The organism is Symbiobacterium terraclitae, from assembly GCF_017874315.1.
GTDB lineage: Bacteria > Bacillota > Sulfobacillia > Symbiobacteriales > Symbiobacteriaceae > Symbiobacterium > Symbiobacterium terraclitae.
Genome location: NZ_JAGGLG010000013.1, coordinates 74,086 through 92,233, shown reverse-complemented (window position 1 = coordinate 92,233; position 18,148 = coordinate 74,086). Strand labels below are relative to the sequence as shown.

General features: G+C 70.3%; 16 protein-coding genes, 3 tRNA genes and 1 other RNA gene. 14 read left to right on the top strand and 6 right to left on the bottom strand.

Annotated features, from left to right (window positions below):
• The first annotated feature begins 61 nt into the window (after nt 1-61).
• The gene (locus tag J2Z79_RS09435) at nt 62-322 is read left to right on the top strand and encodes an IreB family regulatory phosphoprotein (RefSeq protein ID WP_209466611.1); all 261 of its coding nucleotides are present in this window, start codon (nt 62-64) and stop codon (nt 320-322) included.
• 48 nt (nt 323-370) lie between these two features.
• On the opposite strand, the gene J2Z79_RS09430 is transcribed toward J2Z79_RS09435, so the two are convergent.
• Nucleotides 371-1,030 (bottom strand): hypothetical protein, encoded by a 660-nt coding sequence (locus tag J2Z79_RS09430; protein ID WP_209466610.1) that lies wholly within the window; start codon nt 1,028-1,030, stop codon nt 371-373.
• Between the two features lie 151 nt (nt 1,031-1,181).
• A complete protein-coding gene (locus tag J2Z79_RS09425; protein ID WP_209466609.1) occupies nt 1,182-1,613 on the bottom strand; it encodes a CBS domain-containing protein in 432 nt (143 codons plus the stop codon).
• A 108-nt stretch (nt 1,614-1,721) separates the two neighbouring features.
• Between J2Z79_RS09425 and J2Z79_RS09420 the strand changes: the two genes are divergently transcribed.
• From J2Z79_RS09420 to J2Z79_RS09400, 5 genes are all read left to right on the top strand, one after another.
• The gene (locus tag J2Z79_RS09420) at nt 1,722-2,414 is read left to right on the top strand and encodes a rhomboid family intramembrane serine protease (protein ID WP_209466608.1); all 693 of its coding nucleotides are present in this window, start codon (nt 1,722-1,724) and stop codon (nt 2,412-2,414) included.
• Between the two features lie 2 nt (nt 2,415-2,416).
• A complete protein-coding gene (ruvX, locus tag J2Z79_RS09415) occupies nt 2,417-2,851 on the top strand; it encodes a Holliday junction resolvase RuvX (RefSeq protein ID WP_209466628.1) in 435 nt (144 codons plus the stop codon).
• 55 nt (nt 2,852-2,906) lie between these two features.
• Nucleotides 2,907-3,218 (top strand): DUF1292 domain-containing protein, encoded by a 312-nt coding sequence (locus J2Z79_RS09410; RefSeq protein WP_209466607.1) that lies wholly within the window; start codon nt 2,907-2,909, stop codon nt 3,216-3,218.
• A gap of 86 nt (nt 3,219-3,304) precedes the next feature.
• Nucleotides 3,305-4,360: an endolytic transglycosylase MltG gene (gene mltG / locus J2Z79_RS09405; protein ID WP_209466606.1), complete on the top strand. Its 1,056-nt coding sequence runs from the start codon at nt 3,305-3,307 to the stop codon at nt 4,358-4,360.
• Between the two features lie 81 nt (nt 4,361-4,441).
• Nucleotides 4,442-6,106 (top strand): peptidoglycan D,D-transpeptidase FtsI family protein, encoded by a 1,665-nt coding sequence (locus tag J2Z79_RS09400; RefSeq protein WP_209466605.1) that lies wholly within the window; start codon nt 4,442-4,444, stop codon nt 6,104-6,106.
• A gap of 194 nt (nt 6,107-6,300) precedes the next feature.
• Here the strand turns inward: J2Z79_RS09400 and J2Z79_RS09395 are convergent, their stop codons facing one another.
• From J2Z79_RS09395 to J2Z79_RS09385, 3 genes are all read right to left on the bottom strand, one after another.
• Entirely contained in the window at nt 6,301-7,056 is a 756-nt protein-coding gene (locus J2Z79_RS09395; protein WP_209466604.1) for an SDR family oxidoreductase, read from the bottom strand.
• A 108-nt stretch (nt 7,057-7,164) separates the two neighbouring features.
• Nucleotides 7,165-7,488 (bottom strand): hypothetical protein, encoded by a 324-nt coding sequence (locus tag J2Z79_RS09390; RefSeq protein ID WP_209466603.1) that lies wholly within the window; start codon nt 7,486-7,488, stop codon nt 7,165-7,167.
• Nucleotides 7,489-7,643: 155 nt separating this feature from the next.
• Nucleotides 7,644-8,771, bottom strand: a complete 1,128-nt coding sequence (locus J2Z79_RS09385; RefSeq protein ID WP_209466602.1) for an NAD(P)/FAD-dependent oxidoreductase — start codon at nt 8,769-8,771, stop codon at nt 7,644-7,646.
• A gap of 287 nt (nt 8,772-9,058) precedes the next feature.
• Between J2Z79_RS09385 and J2Z79_RS09380 the strand changes: the two genes are divergently transcribed.
• The 4 genes from J2Z79_RS09380 to J2Z79_RS09365 all read left to right on the top strand — a co-directional run bounded on the left by J2Z79_RS09380 (nt 9,059) and on the right by J2Z79_RS09365 (nt 9,383).
• A tRNA-Phe gene (locus tag J2Z79_RS09380) sits at nt 9,059-9,134 on the top strand.
• 5 nt (nt 9,135-9,139) lie between these two features.
• Nucleotides 9,140-9,215 (top strand) — tRNA-Ala (locus J2Z79_RS09375).
• Nucleotides 9,212-9,293: signal recognition particle sRNA small type (gene ffs / locus J2Z79_RS09370), an RNA gene on the top strand. Before J2Z79_RS09375 ends, ffs begins: the two co-directional genes overlap by 4 nt.
• Nucleotides 9,293-9,383 (top strand) — tRNA-Leu (locus J2Z79_RS09365). Before ffs ends, J2Z79_RS09365 begins: the two co-directional genes overlap by 1 nt.
• Nucleotides 9,384-9,547: 164 nt before the next feature.
• Here the strand turns inward: J2Z79_RS09365 and cimA are convergent.
• Nucleotides 9,548-11,119 (bottom strand): citramalate synthase, encoded by a 1,572-nt coding sequence (gene cimA, locus J2Z79_RS09360; protein WP_209466601.1) that lies wholly within the window; start codon nt 11,117-11,119, stop codon nt 9,548-9,550.
• A 398-nt stretch (nt 11,120-11,517) separates the two neighbouring features.
• Here cimA and J2Z79_RS09355 point away from each other — a divergent pair, with 398 nt between their 5' ends.
• From J2Z79_RS09355 to J2Z79_RS09340, 4 genes are all read left to right on the top strand, one after another.
• Nucleotides 11,518-13,320 carry a M3 family oligoendopeptidase gene (locus J2Z79_RS09355; protein ID WP_245302512.1) on the top strand — a complete coding sequence of 601 codons (1,803 nt, stop codon included), beginning with the start codon at nt 11,518-11,520 and terminating at the stop codon, nt 13,318-13,320.
• A gap of 405 nt (nt 13,321-13,725) precedes the next feature.
• Nucleotides 13,726-15,336, top strand: coding sequence for an anaerobic glycerol-3-phosphate dehydrogenase subunit GlpA (gene glpA / locus J2Z79_RS09350; protein WP_209466600.1), 1,611 nt, complete (start codon nt 13,726-13,728; stop codon nt 15,334-15,336).
• Nucleotides 15,329-16,894, top strand: coding sequence for an anaerobic glycerol-3-phosphate dehydrogenase subunit B (locus tag J2Z79_RS09345; RefSeq protein WP_209466599.1), 1,566 nt, complete (start codon nt 15,329-15,331; stop codon nt 16,892-16,894). Before glpA ends, J2Z79_RS09345 begins: the two co-directional genes overlap by 8 nt.
• The gene (locus J2Z79_RS09340) at nt 16,891-18,102 is read left to right on the top strand and encodes an anaerobic glycerol-3-phosphate dehydrogenase subunit C (RefSeq protein WP_209466598.1); all 1,212 of its coding nucleotides are present in this window, start codon (nt 16,891-16,893) and stop codon (nt 18,100-18,102) included. The genes J2Z79_RS09345 and J2Z79_RS09340 overlap by 4 nt, the downstream gene beginning before the upstream one ends.
• Nucleotides 18,103-18,148: the final 46 nt, after the last annotated feature.

Below are 18,148 nucleotides of genomic sequence, written 5' to 3'. Positions count from 1 at the left end.
TCGTCAGTACCGGAGCCCAGACCTGCTGCACGGGTCCATCTTGGAGGAAGGCGGTGTTCCCATGCCAGAGATCAGCGACAAGACCGTATACTGGCGGAACAGGCCGGAAGACCGGAACCCGGGGGAGGTGCTGCGCAAGGTATACGCGGCGCTCAAGGAGAAGGGGTACAGCCCCATCGACCAGATCGTCGGGTACCTGCTCTCCGGGGATCCCACCTACATCACCAGCCACATGGGCGCGCGGAACCTGATCCGGCGCATCGAGCGGGACGAGCTCCTCGAGGAGCTGGTGCGCAGCTACCTGGAGAAGGTGGAGGAGTAGGTCGGCACGAACAGCATCGGGGCGCCCCCTCCGGGCGCCCCGTTCATGTCAGAAGAAGATGAACCGCTTGGTGTCGCTGTGGCCGTGCACGACGACGGGGTGAATGTTCGACTTCTTGCAGTCGCGGTGTGAGTCGCAGTCCCCGGGGCAGCGGCAGTGGTGCTTGCATCGCCGGCAATCGTGGCAGCAGTCGTGGTCGTCGAAATCGTGGCACCCGCACTTCCGCCGGCGCCGATCGTGGTCGCAGTGGCAGTCGTGCCGGCGTCCGTCGAAGTCGAAGTCGTCGTGGCGCTTCTTGTCGAAGTGGTGGTGCCTCTTGTCGCAGCCGCAACGATGCTTGTCGTCGAAGTGGCGGTCGAACCGGTGCTTCTTGTCAAAGTCGAAGTCAAACCGGTCCTGATCGTCGAAGTCGTGATCGAAGCGGTGCCTATCGTCGAAGTCGTGGTCAAACCGGTGCTTCCTATCGAAGTCGTGGTCAAACCGGTGCTTCCTGCCGAAGTCGTGGTCAAACCGGTGCTTCCTGCCGAAGTCGTGGTCGAACCGGTGCCGCTTGCCGCATCCACAGTCGAAGTGGTGCTTCCTGTCGCAGCCGCAGTCGAACCCGTGATGCCCGTGGCAGCCCTTGTCCCAGTCGTGGTCGCAGTCGCAGTGGCGGCGCTTGTGATGCCGATGGTCCCTGCAGTGGCACTCGCTGCTCCAGAAGCCCATCTCAGGCACGCCTCCCCGCTTCGCTTGTGGGGCACGCCTGACCCCAGACCATGGTATGGCCTGCCGGCCAGCAGGGTGACATAACGCAACAGGGCGCCCCGGGCGGAAGGGCGCCCCTCATCGCGGGTTGACTGCGGACAGGCTGCCGGTGCTAGTGGGCGTCAGGCTGCGAGGGTTCGGAGATGGCCGAGAGCGCCTCCCCGGCCTCGTCGGTGTGGATCCGCTCCGTGGCCAGGTCGCCCAGGGCGACGACCCCCACCAGCCGCCCGCCCTCGACGACGCAGAGCCGGCGGATCTGCTTCTCGGCCATGATGTCGGCCGCCTCGTGGGCATCCGTGTCCGGGGTGGCAGTGATGACCGGGCTGGACATGCACTCGCGGGCCTTCACGGTGCGGATGTCCTTCGCCATGGCCACGGCGCGGACGACGATGTCGCGGTCTGTGATCGTCCCCACAGGCCGGCCGCCCTCCACCACGGGCACGAAGCCGCAGTTGACCTCGTCCATGATCCGGGCCACCTCCACGAGGGGCGTGTCGGGCTGACAGGTGCGTACGTTGGTGGTCATCAGCTGACGAAGACGCATGAGCCTACCTCCCGTGTTTGGCACTGCCCATAGAGTGATTCGGACGCCGGGGAGATATGCTATTTACACCGCGTCGCCGCTGCGGTAAACTCCGGGGGGGAATTGGCATTGGTCCTGCCACTGCGTGACAGCCCGCGCGTCCGTAACCGCCCGTGGGTCAACTGGGCGCTGCTCGCCGCCAACATCGGGATCTTCCTCCTCGAGGTCGGGAGTCCCGCTGTGGGGGAGTGGCTCGTGGAGACCTTCGCCCTGCGCCCGACGGAACTGCTGAGCCTCCCGGCCTGGGCGGCCTTGGGCGGCTGGCCCCTCGTCACGCTCTTCGCCTCGCCGTTCCTGCACGGGTCCTGGGGGCACGTGCTGGGCAACATGCTCTATCTCTGGGTCTTCGGCGATAACATTGAGGAGCGGCTGGGCCACCGGCGCTACCTGGTGTTCTACCTGCTCTGCGCCGCGCTGTCGGGCATCGCCCACGCCGTCGCCAACCCGACGTCCGACGTCCCCACCATCGGCGCGTCGGGCGCCGTGGCCGGCGTGCTGGGCGGGTACATCTTCAGCTACCCCCGGGCACGGATCCTGACGCTGGTGCCCGTCGGATACCTGGTCCCGGCCGTGCGGGTGCCGGCCTGGATCTTCCTGGGACTCTGGTTCCTGGTGCAGCTGGCCAGCGGCCTCGCCCCCATCTGGCTGCACGACCTGGTCCAGAACGTCGCGTTCTGGGCCCACATCAACGGCTTCCTCAGCGGCGTGGCGCTGGCGCAGATCCTCGCCCCCCGGCGGCCGGTTGAGAATCGAGGTGGATGATGGTGCGCATAGGCGGGCTCGATGTGGGAGATAAGACCATCGGCGTGGCACTTTCCGACGAACTGGGCTGGACGGCCCAGGGTCTGGAAGTGATCCGCCGCCGGTCGCTGGAGGAGGATCTGGCCCGCCTTGCCGAGATCGCCCGCCAGTACGGCGTGACGCGCTGGGTGGTGGGGATGCCCCGCAACATGAACGGCACCTATGGCCCCCGCGCCGAACTGACCCGGGCCTTCATCGAGCAGTTGGCCGCCCACAGCGGCCTTCCGGTGGAGGCTTACGACGAGCGGCTGTCCACCATGGCCGCGCAGCGGGTGCTGCTGGAGGCAGATGTCAGCCGGGCCAGGCGACGCAAGGTGATCGACAAGATGGCCGCGGCCGTGATCCTGCAGGGTTACCTGGATGCACGGTCGCGACCCTCGCCGGGCTCTTTGGTTTGACATGGCAACTGGGCTGCATTAGAATGGGACTATCTTGTGGATCGGAGTGATTGCCATGAGCCATGACCACGAGCATGACCACGAGCATGAGCACGATGATGACGTTATCGTGCTGACGGACGAGGAAGGCAACGAGCACGAGTTCACCATCGTCCAGGTCATCACCGTCGACGAGAAGGACTACGCCGTCCTGCTCCCCATCCACGATGGCGAGGAAGACGAAGAGGCCGTCATCATGCGGATCGACGAGGAGAACGGTGAGGAGGTTCTGGTCGAGATCGAGTCCGAGGAGGAGTTCGAGCGGGTAGCCGACGCCTGGGAGGAGATGCTCGACGACGAGGAGTTCGAGGAGGAGTCCGAGAAGTAGGCCGCACCGAGCCCTCCAGACAGGAGGGCTCGTCGTTTTGTCGAATAGGGCAGGGCACGCACTTAACGCCGGAAGGATGAGCGCACTTGTCCATCGCAGCAAAGGCAGCCCGGCTGGTCCTGGCCCTGGTGGTCCTGCTCGCCCTGCTGGCCGGCGCCGCGTACGCGGGCTTCCTGTGGTTCCTCGGGCGCCTGGAGCCCGCTGACCCCTCTGCCGCGCCGGTGGAGATCGAGATCCCCGCCGGGGCCACCACCGCCGACGTGGCCGACATCCTGGCCGAACGCGGCATCATCCGGGACCCCAACGTGTTCCGTCTCTACGTCCGCTACCGGGAACTGGATGCCCAGATCGTCTCGGGCCGCTACGAACTCTCGGCCGCCATGTCCGCCGACGAGATCCTGGCCAAGCTCGTCTCGGGCGACGTGGTGGTGCGGCGCTTCACGCTGCCCGAAGGGCTGACGGTGGCCATGATGGCCGACCTCCTGGACGAGGCGGACGTGGTGCCGCGGGAGGACTTCCTGAACGCCGTGGCCGCCGCCGTGCCTCTGAACCCCTACCTGCCCCCCGACCTGGACGTCGCGCAGCCGATGGAGGGCTACCTGTTCCCGGCCACGTACGAGTACCACAGCGCGACCACCGCCGAGGAGGTCGTGGCGATGCTGCTGGACCGGTTCGCGGCCGTCTGGACCGACGAACTCCTTGCCCGGGCCGACGAGATGGGGCTCACGGTGCACGAGGTGGTCACCCTGGCCTCCATCGTCGAGACCGAGGCCCGGGTGCCGGCGGAGCAGCCGGCGATCTCCGGCGTCTACCTGAACCGGCTGGCCGTCGGGATGCCGCTGCAGGCCGACCCCACCGTCTACTACGCGCTGGGGCTGCCCCGCACGGAGCGCCTGCTCTACGAGCACCTGGAGGTCGATTCCCCCTACAACACTTACAAGTATCCCGGGCTGCCTCCCGGGCCCATCGCATCGCCGGGCGAGAGCGCCATCCGGGCGGTGCTCTACCCTGAGACCCACGACTACTACTACTTCGTCGCCAAGAACGACGGGTCGGGCGAGCACTACTTCGCAGCCACCTACGAGGAGCACCTGGAGAACGTCGACCGGGCCGAGGCGAACCTGGCGGCACGGCAGCCCTGACCGGGCCCCCGCCTCCTCGGAGCAACATAACGCATGACGAGTGACACCTCGGGGAATAATTTCCCACCGAGGTGTTTCCCTATGCGCATCCGAATGGCCCGGCGCGTGCTCTGGCTCAGCGTCGCGGCCGCGCTCTGCCTGACAGCGCTGGCGGCGCGGGTGTTCTACCTGCAGGTCATGCAGGGGCCGGCCCTGGCCCGGCAGGCCATCAGCCAGCGGACCGAGCGCCTGCCCCTTCAGATGCGGCGCGGCGCCATCTACGACCGGAACGGCGTCGCCCTTACCGATCCCCAGTCGGTCCTGGGACTGGCGGCCTTTCCCCGCCTCTTCGGCGACACGGCGGCCGTGGCGGAGTCCCTGGCGGACGCCCTGGGCGAGGAGGCGGCGGCCCGGGTCCTGGAGTACGTGCGGCGGCACCATGAGGCGGGCTGGGTGATCGAGGGGCTCTCCCCCGAGGCGGCCGAACGGGTGGCGGAGCTGGGGCTGCCCGGCCTGGCCGTCGGCCCCACCGGACGCCGCTACGGGCCGGACTCGCTGGCCCGCCACCTGGTGGGGTACGCCAACGCCCTGGGCGGGCAGACCGGGCTGGAGTTCGCCTACGATGCCGAACTCAGGGGCGAGAACGTCCCCCACCTGACGGCCCGCTACGACGGGCGGGGCGGGCCGCTGCCCGGGGGCGCCCTCCAGGTCGTCCTGCCGCTGGATCCCGTGAACAAGGAGCCCTACGACCTCCACACCAGCATCGACGCCCGCATCCAGCGGGTGGTGGAGGAGGAGATGGACCGGACGGGCCATCCCACAGGGGGCCCGCTGCGCGCGGGCGTCGTGGTGATGGACGCGGCCACGGGCGAACCGCTGGCCATCGCCTCGCGCCCCAACTACGACCAGGCCGTCTGGGCCGGCGAGAACGAACTGCGCAACCGGGCCCTGACGCCCTACGAGACCGGGTCGGTGTTCAAGCCCCTGGTTGCCGCCGCGGCCCTGGAGGCCGGCCTGATCGCGCCGGATGAGCAGTTCGTGTGCAGCGGTACCTACCGGCTGGGCGACCGGACCTTCCGGGACGTCGACGGGACTCCGCAGGGGCCCGTGACGCTCAGGGAGGCCATCGCCCGGTCGTGCAACACCGCGTTCATCCAGATCGGCTACGAGCGGATGGGCGGCGACGCCGTGCTGGAGGCGGCCCGTCTGTTCGGGCTGGGGGAAGCCACCGGCGCCCTTCCCCCCGGCCACGAGCCGGTGGCGCCGCTGCCCGAGCCGCACTACGGCGGCGACGTCGCCCAGCTCAGCTTCGGCCAGGGCGGGCTGAAGGCGAGCCCGCTCCAGGTGGCGCGGGCGTACACGGCCCTCGCCAACGGCGGGACGCTCCACCCGGCCCGCCTGGTGACGGCGGTCAAGCGGACCGACGGCGCGGTGGTCGCACGGCCCAGGCTCGAGCCGGCACGTCGGGTGGTGAGCCGGGCGACGGCCGCCGAACTGCAGGCGGCGCTGCTGGCCGCGACCGTGCCGGGCGGCGAGGGCACCGGCCAGGCGGCCTGGCTGGAAGGGGTCGGGGCGGCCGGGAAATCGGGCTCCGCCGACACGGTGATGAACGGCCGCCCGGCCACGCACGCCTGGTTCGCCGGCTGGTTCCCCGCCCAGCGGCCGCGGTACGTGGTCGTGGTGCTGATCGAGGACGGCCGTTCGGGCGGGACCTTCGCCGCACCCCTCTTCCGGCGCATCGCCGAGCGGATCCTGGAGCTGGAGTGAGGCGCGCTGGGGCGCGGCCGGACCGCACCGCTGCCGAGCCCGTCCAGGTGCACGAGCGGCAGGGTGGAGAGCAACGCCGCCGGGATGCCCGCACCCGAGTGCGGGGCACGCCCGGCGGCGTCAACTATACGATGTGGTTGCACCGATCCTGCGGCAGCGCCTCGAGGCCGTTGGCCGAGGCGCGACTGCACCGCCTACAGGCTACCCACCATGCCGCCGTCCAACTGCCACGCCGAACCCGTGATGTACGAGGCCGCCTCGCTGGCGAGGAAGGCGACCGCGCGGCCGAACTCCTCCGGCCTGCCGTAGCGGCCGACGGGGATGCGGCTCGCCGCCTCCCTGCGGACCTCCTCCAGGCTCTTGCCGCTCCGGGCGGCAGCGCCCTGATCGAGGGAGTCCACCCGGTCGGTGTGGATCCGGCCGGGAGCCACGCAGTTCACCGTGATACCCAGCGGCGCCACCTCGGTGGCCAGGCTCTTCATCATGTTGGTGACGGCGGCCCGGAGGGAGTTGGAGAGGATCAGGTTCTGGATGGGCTGCTTCACGCCGGAGGACGTGATGTAGATGATCCGGCCGAATCCCCGCTCCTTCATGGAGGGCAGCGCGGCTCGGCTCAGGCGGACGGCCGGCATCAGGAGCGAGTTGAAGGCGTTGACCCAGGCATCGTCGTCGAAGTCGAGGAAACCGCCCGCGGGCGGGCCGCCGGTGTTGGAGACCACGATGTCCACGCCGCCGTACTCCGCCAGCGCCGCTGCGACGAACCGCTCCAGGTCCTCCTTTCGGCTGACGTCCGCCGCCATAGCGAGCACCTTGCGCCCGGTCTCCTGGCGTATCCGCCCGGCGGCCGAGCTGATGGCCTCCTCGCTGCGGCTGCAGATGGCGAGGTCGCACCCCTCACGGGCCAGCGCCAGCGCCGAGGCGTAGCCGAGCCCTGTGCTGGCTGCGGTCACCCAGGCTATCTTCCCCGTCAACCCGAGATCCATACCGGCACACTCCTTTCTCAATCCGCATAAAGAAGGGAGCACGTTACCTGTCGACCAGGCGACGGGCCCCCACCGTTATGGCGTGCCTTCCACGTGCAGGAGGTCGCGGGCAGTTTTCAGGGCGTTGAGCTTGGCGTTCAGCATGTCGATCTCGCCTTCCAGCGAGGTGAGGTTCCGCTCGGTGGTGTGGAGCACTTCCTTGAGGGAGGCGACCTCCTGCTGAATCGCTTTCTGGTGCTCGGGAGAGAGGAGGGCCAGGGTCGCCAGTGTCTGTTCCAGGCTGGCCTGGTTCGCCAGCAGGATCTCACGCTCGGCTTTCTTGGCGATGAGCTGCTGCTCGACCTCCTGAAGCTTCTGCGCGAAGAAGCCGATGGCATCAAAGAACGGAATATCTGGCATAGGCCCCTCCAGAGATTCTCATAGGGTGTTCCTACATTTTACACCAGCCGGCGAAACCCGTTTACATCCTCCAACGTGGAGTGCGGCCCGGGTACGCCGGCATGCTTCCGTGTCTCCGTTGCCGGAACCCGATCGCGGGTTCGCCGCGGTCCGTGTCAAATCCGCATGCGGGGCGCTCCCTCGACGCCCTCCGACAGCGCCGGGCTGCCCCAGATCAGGCTGCGGAGCGCCGCACCCCACCCGCCGATGCGGCCGATCCAGGCGGCCTCGGTGAACCGCTTGAGAATCCCCGGCACCAGCCCGCTCAGGGTGATAGCCCCCACCCGGCCCACGGCCCGGTGCTCCCCGAGGTCGACGAGGACGCCCTTGCTCCGCAGCGGCGCGGGTGACCTGCCGGTCAGGACCGCCGCGAGCGCCCGGCCCTGCTGAAGGGCCGCCTGGGCGGACGGCTGGTGGCCGGATGCGCAGTCGCCGATCACGTACACGTCGGGGAGCGGCGTCCGGTAATCGGGCCCGACGATTACCCGGCCCGTCCTGTCGGCGGGCAGGCCGAGCGCCGTCACCAGTGGGTGTGCCCTGACCCCGGCCGCCCAGATCATCAGCCCGAAGGGCAGGACCGTTCCGTCCCGCAGGTGGGCGCGGCCGGCCTCGACCCGCGTCACCGGCGAGCCGGCCAGCACGTTGACACCCAGCAGCCCCAGGCGGCGCCGGGCTGCGCGCGCCAGGCGGGGAGGAAGGCCTGGCAGAAGGGTCGGGGCGGCCTCCACCAGCGTGATCGACCGGTGCCCGGGGCGCCGCAGGGCGATGTGGGCCGCCAGCTCGACGCCCGTCAGGCCGCCGCCGGCGATGAGCACCGGGGCGTCGGGGCCGAGGGCGTCGAGCCGCCGCCGGATCTCCTCGGCGTCGGCGAGGCCCCTGAGCATCTGGCAGTGCTCCCGGACGCCGGGCACGCCGTAGTCGTGATCCACGCTGCCCACCGCGAGAACGAGGCGTTCGTAGCGGATGTCTCCCGCGGTGGTGGAGAGCGTGCGGGTCCCGGGATCGACGGCGATGACCTCCGCCCGGATGAAGCGGAAGTCGCCCAGCTGGTCGAAGGGGATCAGGATCGACTCCGCCGGGCGGGTCCCGGCCGCCACCTGGTGGGTCTCGACGAGCATCGTGTGATAGGGGTTCTTGTCGATCAAGGTCACGGGGACCTCGGGGCTGTACTTCCGCATCTGCCTGATGAAAGAGAGTCCTGCGTATCCGCCGCCCACCACCAGAATCGGACGGTTCTCGCCCACCGCACATCCCCCCAGCGCGTGGTTGTGAATCTCTTCACAACCAATGTACGCCGTTCGCGGAGGAATGTCAACATCGAGGTTAAAAAAGTCTTGCTGAATCGTCACCCCACTGCCGGTTCGTCGTGGTGCCGGCTGCGGCCGCCGCGAATGTGGCCTTCGGGGCGGAAGACGGCGATTGGAAGAGACATGGCGGCGGTGGCACAGCTGGTGGGAGAAACTCGGACTTGCCGAAGCGGTGCGGATACGGTAACATAGAGTTCCGCCGGAGCATCATATCCGGCGCATACGGCCCGGTAGCTCAGTTGGTAGAGCACGCGACTGAAAATCGCGGTGTCGCCGGTTCGATTCCGGCCTGGGCCACCACATACGGGGCTATAGCTCAGTTGGGAGAGCGCTTGAATGGCATTCAAGAGGTCAGGGGTTCGACTCCCCTTAGCTCCACCAGTCCGCTAGCGGGCCGGCGGAAACGCGTCAGGGTCGGAAGGCAGCAGCGCACCGTCGGTTCGCTAGGTGGACATCTCGCAGATGTGGCGGAATTGGCAGACGCGCACGGCTCAGGACCGTGTCGGGTAACCACTCCCGGTGGGAGTTCGAGTCTCCCCATCTGCACCAGATTGCACAGCAGAGAACCGACCCTGCCTCGTGGGGCAGGGTCGGTTCTTTTTTCCTGTCTCGCCGGGGCAACCGGCGCGCGCTGCCATCGGGGGCCGCGGAACGCCGCCCGGACAGTTCTCCCCGCCGGGCGGGTCCTGACCCGGGGCGGGACAGCGCGGGTTCTAGTCCGCGGCAGCGGTGGATCCCGCCCCTTCCCGGAAGATGAGGAAGTAGGCCAGGCTGTCGGTGAGCGCCTGCCAGGAGGCCTCGAGGATGTTGGACGAGGCCCCCACCGTCGACCAGCGCTCCTCGCCGTCGCCGGACTCGATGAGCACCCGCACGACGGCGCCCGTGCCCTGGGAGCCCTCGAGTACGCGCACCTTGTAGTCCAGCAGCTGCATGCGGGAGACGGAGGGGTAGACCTCGGTCAGCGCCTTGCGGAGCGCCTGGTCCAGCGCGTGCACCGGCCCGTTGCCCTCGGCGGCGGTGTGGACGATCTGGTCGCCGACGCGCAGCTTGATGGCGACCTCGCTTTCGGCTGGTCCGTCGGCGGCGCCGGTGACCATCAGCTTCACGCCCAGCACCTCGAACGGCGCCTTTCCCTTGTAGGTGAGCAGCGCCACGGAGGCCTCGGCGCCCTCGTACTGGAAGCCCCGGCTTTCCCGCTCCTTCACCTGCTGGATCAGGGCGGCGGCCTCGGCCGGCGAAAGCTGGTCGCCGAAGGCCGCCAGGAGGTTGGAGCGGCCGCCCACGTCGGAGACCAGCACCCGCCGCTCGTTGCCGACGGTCTCCGGGGGCAGGTGCTCGTACATCGCCGGATCCTTCAGCAGGGCGCTCACGTGGACGCCGGCCTTGTGGGCGAAGGCATTGCGGCCCACGAAGGGCTGCGCGTCCCAGGGGGGGAGGTTCGCCACCTCGCTGACGAAGTGGCTGGCCGCGGTCAGCTCGCGCAGCTTATCCTCGGGGAGGCAGGGGATGCCCATCTTGAGCTGGAGGTTGGGGATGATCGCACAGAGGTTGGCGTTGCCGCAGCGCTCGCCGTAGCCGTTGATCGTCCCCTGCACCATCGTCGCCCCCGCCCGGACCGCCGCCAGCGTGACGGCCACGCCGAGGCCGCTGTCGTCGTGGGCGTGGATGCCGAGGCGGACGCCCGGCAGTTCGGCGGCGACCCGCCGGACCACCGCCGCGGCGTCCTCCGGCAGCGTCCCGCCGTTGGTGTCGCAGAGCACGACCCAGTCCGCGCCGCCGGCGACTGCGGCCCGGAGCGTCGCCAGGGCGTACTCCGGGTTCCGGCGGAACCCGTCGAAGAGGTGCTCCGCGTCGTAGACCACTTCCCGCCCCTGCCGCTTCAGGTAGGCCACGGACTCCCGGATCATCCGGAGGTTCTCCTCCAGGGTGGTCCCCAGCCCCCGGGTGACGTGGTAGTCCCAGCTCTTGCCGAAGAGGGCCACCGCCTCTGTGCCGGCCTCCAGCAGGGCCGCCAGGGTGGCGTCCGACTCGGCGGCGTTTCCGGCCCGGCAGGTGGAGCCGAAGGCCACGGCCTTCGCGCCCCGCAGCGGCCGCTCCCGCAGGAGGCGGAAGAACTCGCCGTCCTTGGGGTTCGACCCCGGCCAGCCGCCCTCGACGTAGGGGATCCCGAGGTCGGCGAGGCGGTGGGCAATCCGAACCTTGTCCTGGCTGGAGTAGGAGATGCCAGCCCGCTGGGACCCGTCGCGCAGGGTCGTGTCATACAGAGTGACAGCCAACAACCTCATTCGACCTCCTTGTGGGAAGAATGGACAAGGCCCCCATCCCATACGGGACGGGGGCCTCGTGGCCTCCGCGGTACCACCCGGATTTGCCGCGCGCAGGCGGCCTCCTCAGCCGACACCGGTCGATGTCGCCTCCCGGTAACGGGGGAGGACCGGCCACGCCTACCCCGCGCAGGGGCTCGGGTGGCGGCTCGAAGGGGATCTTCGCCGGGTCTGCCGTGCGGACCTCGCAGCGATGTGGCCCGCTCTCTGGGACGGCGCGCGCCGGTTACTCGCCCTCGTCATCGCCTGCAGCAATCATGAGTATTTATCGACCACTTTATCCGCAGGGAATGGCCGTGTCAAGCCCGAATCGCTAAGAGTCGGAGCCAGTGGCAACGATATCCACGAGGGAGGATGAGATGATCGTGCAGGCACCGCTGAGCCAGACGTGGGATCTCGACGTTTTCTTCCCCGGGGGAAGCGACTCCCCCGAATTCCGCGCATTCCTCGACGACCTCGCCGCCCGCGTCGCCGATCTGAAGCAGCGCCTGGAGGCGGCGCAGGTGCCCCAGAGCCCCGCCGAGCTGGACGCCTGGGCGCCGCTCCTCACCGAGTTTCAGGACGTGGCGCGGCACCTCCGGCAGGCCGGGGCGTTCATCTCCTGCCTGACCGCCCAGTCGATGGCCGACCAGGGGGCCAAGCTGCTCGAGGGCCGGTTGAGCCAGATCAGGGCGGCCGCCGGCAACGCCACGACCCTGATGGACCACCAGATCAGCCAGCTGCCGGAGGACGTGTTCACGGCGCTGGTGGAGCGGCCTGACTTCGCCGGGATCGCCTACCCCCTGCGGGAGCGCCGGGCCCGGGCCGCCATGCGGATGGACCCGCAGCGGGAGTCGCTGGCCGGCGACCTGGCCGTGGACGGCTACCACGCCTGGGGGCGGCTCTACGACGAGCTCGTCGCCCGGATCCAGATCCCGTGGGAGGAGGGCGGCAAGACCGTCCACCTGTCGGCGGGTCAGGCCTTCAACCGGATGCACGACCCCGACCGGGCCGTGCGGGCCGAGCTGTTCGCACGCTGGGAGAAGGCCTGGGGCGAGCAGGCAGAGCTGATCGGCGCGGCGCTGAACCACCTGGCCGGCTTCCGCATCCAGCTCTACAAGCACCGGGGGTGGGACTCCATCCTGTCGGAGCCGCTGGAGACCAACCGCATGAAGCCCGAGACGCTGGACGTGATGTGGGCGGTCATCGACCGGAACAAGGAGATCTTCGTCGAGTTCCTCAACCGGAAGGCGAAGCTCCTGGGGCTCGAGAAGCTGGCCTGGTACGACGTCGATGCCCCGCTGGGCGGCTCGAGCACGAAGGTGACCTACGACGAGGCCGCGGCCTTCATCGTGGAGCACTTCGGCCGTTTCTCGCCGGACATGGCGCGCTTTGCTGAGCAGGCCTTTGCGAATCGGTGGATCGAGGCCGAGGACCGGCCCGGCAAGCGGCCCGGCGGCTTCTGCACCTCGTTCCCGCTGAGCCACCAGTCCCGCATCTTCATGACCTTCGGCGGGACCCTGGACAACGTCTCCACCCTGGCGCACGAGCTGGGCCACGCCTACCACCAGTCGGTGATGAACGACCTGCCGCAGATGGCGCAGGGCTACGCGATGAACGTCGCCGAGACCGCGTCCACCTTCGCCGAGCTGCTGGTGAGCGACGCTGCGCTCAAGGCCGCGGGCAGCGACGAGGAGCGGTTGACGCTGCTGGCCGGGAAGGCCGAGCGGGCCGTGGCCTTCTTCATGAACATCCATGCCCGCTTCCTGTTCGAGACCCGCTTCTACGCCGAGCGGCACAAGGGCCTGCTGCCGGTGGCCCGGCTCAACCAGCTGATGGTCGAGGCGCAGAAGGAGGCATACCGCGACGCCCTCTCGGAGTACCATCCGCACTTCTGGGCCTCCAAGCTGCATTTCTACATCACCGGCCAGCCGTTCTACAACTTCCCGTACACCTTCGGCTTCCTGTTCAGCTCGGGCGTCTACGCCCGTGCGGTGGCCGAGGGGCCGTCCTTCGCCCGGCGGTACGTCGACCTGCTGCGCGACACGGGCCGGATGCGGGTCGAGGACCTGGCCGCCAAGCACCTGGGCGTCGACCTTACCAAGCCCGACTTCTGGCAGCAGGCCGTGGATGTCTCGGTGGCCGACGTGAAGCAGTTCCTGGCGCTGACCGAGAACCGGTAGCAGCGCGGCGCCTGCGCCTGACGACCAGAACCGGTAGCAGCGCGGCGCCTTCGCCTGCCTACCAGAACCGATAGCAGCGCGGCGCCTTCACCTGCCTACCAGAACCGGTAGCGGTCCGGCGCATTCGCCCGCTCGCCGGGGCCGGTAGTTGCCCGGCGCACTCGCTCGCTCACCAGAACCCGGAGCACCGCGGCCCGCCATCCGGTACCTAGGCATACGCGCCTGGCACGCACTGGCACGTTCGGACTACGCGGATTAGGTCCGACGACCCTTACGGGCCCGAGTGCGCCTATCGTACACTGGAGTCGGAACAAGGGCGCTGAGACAGGGAGAGTCGCCCCACCAGGGCACGCCGACTGAGGCGTGTCCCTGGTGGGGCTTTCGCCGTGAAAGGAGAGATGATGCGTGCTGCAAGCCATCGTGATCGGTGGCGGGGCAACGGGCGCCGGCATCCTCAGGGATCTGGCCCTGCGCGGCATTAAGGCCGCCCTGGTGGAGCAGGGCGACCTGGTGCACGGCACGTCCAGCCGCTACCACGGCCTGCTGCACAGCGGCGGCCGCTACGCGGTGAAGGATGCGGAGTCCGCCCGGGAGTGCGCGGAGGAGAACCAGATCGTGCGGCGGATCGCACCCTTTGCCGTGGAGCCCTGCGGCGGGCTGTTCGTCCGCCTCGAGCAGGACGATCCGGCCTACGCCGCACAGTGGGTGACGGCCTGCCGGGAGGCCGGCATCGCCGTGGAGGAGCTGGACGTCGACCGCCTGCGCCGGGAGGAGCCGCTGCTGGCCGAGTCGGTGCGGGAGGCCTACGCCGTGCCCGACGCCTCCGTCGACGGCTGGCGGCTCGTGCAGGGCAACGTTGCGGCCGCCGAAGCCTACGGGGCCCGGGTGTACACCTACCGGCGGGTCGAGGGCCTCCTGATGAGCGGCGGCAACGTGGCGGGCGTGCGCCTCAGGAACCTGGCCACCGGCGAGGAGGAGCGGCTGGAGGCGGAGATGGTGATCAACGCCGCCGGCGCCTGGGCCGGGCAGATCGCGGCCATGGCCGGTATCCAGCTGGACGTGGTGGCCGACCGCGGCGTCCTCCTGGTCTACCACGGGCGGCTGACGAGCCGGGTGGTCAACCGGCTGCGCAAGCCCGGCAATGGCGACATCTTCGTCCCCACCGGCAGCGTGACGCTCCTCGGCACCACCGCCACGCCGGTGCCGGATCCCGACGACATCCGCGTTCCCGCCGGCGAGGTGGAGGAGCTGAAGCGGCTGGGCGCCGAGATGCTGCCGCTGGCAGCCAGCGCCCGGGTGCTGCGGGCGTTCGCCGGCGTGCGGCCCCTCTACGGCTCCCGCAGCGGCGGCAACACCCGCGAGCTCTCCCGCACCTTCGTGGTGGTCGACCACAAGGCCGAGCACGGGGTGGGGGGCCTGGTTTCCATCGTGGGCGGCAAGCTCACCACCTACCGCCTGATGGCCGAGCGGGTGGTGGACGTGGCCGCCAGTCACCTGGGCGTCACCGCCCCCTGCCGCACGGCGACCGAACCGATCCTGCCCCCGCCCGACCGCGGGGCGATGGCGCGCATCACCAGCCTGGTCGGCACGGAGCGGGCGCGGGCCGTGGCGGACCGCCACCCGGCGTCGCTGCCCGACATCATCCGGGCGATGGAGGAGCCCGGCGGGCGGCAGATCGTCTGCGAGTGCGAGCAGGTGACGGCCGGCGAGCTCGTGGGTACCGCCCGGAGCCTGGACAACCCGTCGCTGGGCGACCTGCGCCGCCGGACGCGCCTGGGCATGGGGACCTGCCAGGGCGGCTTCTGCGGATACCGGGCGGCCCTGGCCCTGGTGCGGGCGGACCTGATCCCAGCGTCCCGGGTTCCCGAGCTCCTCGCCCGCTTCCAGGCGGAGCGCTGGCGCGGTGTGCGGGGCGGACTCGGAGGGCTGGAGCTGCGCGCGGCGGAGCTGAACTACGCCCTGGCCCGGAGCCAGCTGGCCATGGAGCCGGAGGCAGGAGGTGTCGGCCATGACTGAGATGACGATCGGCGTCCCCCGCTTCAGGGGCCGGGTGCGCCGCCCCGAGGTCCTTGTAATCGGCGGCGGCCTGTCCGGCATGACTGCTGCACTGGCCGCCCGCCGGACCGGCGCCGAGGTCGCGCTGGTGGCCGAGGGCGCCGGCGTGCTGGAACTGGCCTCGGGCTGCATCGACCGCCTGGCCGTCCCCTTCGAGGCCCTGCCCCCTGCGCACCCGTACCGGCTGCTGGGGATGGCGGTCGTCGAGGACGAGATCGCGGAGTTCCGGGCTGAGATGGCCCGGGTGGGCTGGCCGCTCTCGCCCGGGGAGCACGAGGTGATCACCGCCCTGGGTGCCCGCCGGCCGACGCACCTGGTGGGCCCCGGAATGGCGGCTCCCCCGCCCGGCGAGCCCGTCTGGGTGGTGGGCTTCCGCGGTCTGCGCGACTTCGACCCCGCCGTGGTGGCGGCGGGGATGGGCGGCGTGCCGTGGAGTTGGGTCGACCTGCCCGGCAATCCGGAGGAGGTCCACCCCGTCGCCCTGGCCCGGCAGCTGGAGAACGAGGCTTACAGGGAAGAGGTCATCGACGCCGTTCTCTCGGCCCGCGACGCGGCCGGCCTGTCGATCGGGGCGTCCGGCCTGGCGACGGGAGCGTCCGGCGTGGAGACGGTCGCCCCCGGCCTGGCGACGGGAGCATCCGGCCTGGCGGCAGGGGCGTCCGGCCTGGCGGCAGGGGCGTCCGGTCCGGCGGCCGGGGCGTCCGGCCTGACGACGGGAGCGGCCGGCCTGTCGATCGGGGCGTCAGGCCTGGCGACGGGAGCGTCCGGCCAGGGGGCGGCGGGATCGTCCCACGGGCGCCGGTGGGTGCTCTTTCCCGCGGTGCTCGGGCTCGCCGGGGCCGTCAAGGTGCAGGAGGACTTGGCCGCGGCCACGGGGATGTGCGTGGCGGAGGTGCTGCTGCCGCCCCCGTCCGTGCCGGGCCTGCGGCTGGCTGAGGCCCTGCGCAGGGCCGTCCAGCAGGCGGGCGTCGACCTGGCGCTGGGCGCCCGGGCGGTGCGGGCGGAGGTGGAGAACGGGCGGGTCCGTGCCGTCGTCTGCGAGGGTCCCGGAGGCCAGGTGACCTACGAGGCGGAGGCCTACGTGCTCGCCACGGGCGGCCTGCTGGGCGGCGGGATCGCGGCGGAGGGCCTGGAGGTGCGGGAGCCGCTCTTCGGCCTGCGGGTCGCCACGCCGGGTTCTTCCGGACAGGCCCCGGCTCGACGGGACTCGTCCGGTGAGGACGCGCCCCGGCAGGAACAGGGTTCCACCCGGCAGGCTGCGGCGCCGCGCGACCCGTCTTGCTGGGCGGATGCCGACTTCCTGCCCGCCGGGGGACACCCCTTCGTGCGGGTGGGCGTGCCGGTGGACGAGGAGCTGCGGCCTGAGGGGCTTGCCAACCTGTTCGTCTGCGGTCGGACGCTCGCCGGGTACGACCCCTACGCCGAGGGCTGCGGGGGTGGCGTTGCCGTGGCCACCGGCGGCGCCGCGGGCCGCCTGGCCGGGTGCCTGGCGTTGTCGGATGGAGGTGAGCGCCGGTGATCAGCGAGTACGATGCCTGCCTGAAATGCACCATCTGCGAGATGCACTGCCCCATGCTGCGGGTCGCGCCCGAGTTCCCCGGGCCCAAGAACGGCGGCCCCGGCCTCGCCCGCCTGCGGGCCGCCGGCGAGGTCGCCGAGCTGGACCACCTGGACCTCTGCCTGGGCTGCCGCACCTGTGACACGGTCTGCCCGTCGGGCATCCACCCGGCCGACCTGATCGCCGTGCCAAGGCGGGAGAAGGTCGGGCGCCGCGGCCTTTCGCTCCGCGACTGGGTACTCACCCACACGTACCTGGTGGGCCCCGTGGCAGTCCGCATGCCATGGCTGACCAACGGCGTGCTGGCCAACCGCCCCGTCCGGTGGGCCATGGAGAAGGTCCTGCGCATCGACCGGCACAAGCCCATGCCCCGGTACGCCAACCACTCGTTCCGGGAATGGTTCGCCCGGCACGAGTCGCCCTGGAAGGACCGGCCCGCCCCCAACGGCAAGGTGGCCTACTTCCACGGCTGCTCCGTGCAGTACATGGAGCCGCACATCGGACGGCACGTCGTGGAGGTGCTGGAGCACAACGGCTTCGAGGTGATCCTGCCCGAGCAGACCTGCTGCGGGCTGCCGATCATCGCCAACGGCGACCTGAGGGGAGCCGCGGGCAACGGCCGCTTCAACCTCCGCCACCTGCGGGCGCCGGCCGAGGCGGGGATCCCCATCGTCGTCAGCTCCACATCGTGCTCCCTCACCCTGAAGCACGACTACCAGCACGTGCTCCACCTGGACGGCGCCGACGTAGTGGCCCGCCAGGTCTACGACATCTCCGAGTTCCTGCTGGCCTGCCACGAACAGGGCCTGCTGCGGACCGACTTCCGCCCGACGCAGGAGAGGCTGCCGTACCACCAGCCCTGCCACCAGCGGGCACAGGGCATCGGCCTTCCGGCCGTCACGCTGCTCAACCTCATCCCCGGCGTCAAGGCGTGGAACCTCGACGCCAGCTGCTGCGGCTCGTCGGGCACGTACGGGTTCAAGGAGGAGAAGTACGAGGTCTCCATGAAGGTGGGCGAGCCGCTGCGCGAAGCGCTGCTGGCCGCCGGCGCGCCCCGTGCCGTCTCCGACTGCGAGACCTGCCGCTGGCAGATGGAGTACCAGGCCGGGATCCAGGCCGTCCATCCGGTCAGCGTGCTCTGGGAGGCCTACGGTCTGGGCGGCGCCTAGCTGGCCGGGGGCCCTCTGCTTCCAGGGGCGCTGGGCTCGCAGGGGG

Coding starts and splice junctions, on each gene's coding strand:
- J2Z79_RS09435 (WP_209466611.1), top strand. CDS start 62: ATGCCAGAGATCAGCGACAAGACCGTATACTGGCGGAACAGGCCGGAA.
- J2Z79_RS09430 (WP_209466610.1), bottom strand. CDS start 1,030: ATGGGCTTCTGGAGCAGCGAGTGCCACTGCAGGGACCATCGGCATCAC.
- J2Z79_RS09425 (WP_209466609.1), bottom strand. CDS start 1,613: ATGCGTCTTCGTCAGCTGATGACCACCAACGTACGCACCTGTCAGCCC.
- J2Z79_RS09410 (WP_209466607.1), top strand. CDS start 2,907: ATGAGCCATGACCACGAGCATGACCACGAGCATGAGCACGATGATGAC.
- J2Z79_RS09400 (WP_209466605.1), top strand. CDS start 4,442: ATGCGCATCCGAATGGCCCGGCGCGTGCTCTGGCTCAGCGTCGCGGCC.
- J2Z79_RS09390 (WP_209466603.1), bottom strand. CDS start 7,488: ATGCCAGATATTCCGTTCTTTGATGCCATCGGCTTCTTCGCGCAGAAG.
- cimA (WP_209466601.1), bottom strand. CDS start 11,119: ATGAGGTTGTTGGCTGTCACTCTGTATGACACGACCCTGCGCGACGGG.
- J2Z79_RS09355 (WP_245302512.1), top strand. CDS start 11,518: ATGATCGTGCAGGCACCGCTGAGCCAGACGTGGGATCTCGACGTTTTC.
- J2Z79_RS09345 (WP_209466599.1), top strand. CDS start 15,329: ATGACTGAGATGACGATCGGCGTCCCCCGCTTCAGGGGCCGGGTGCGC.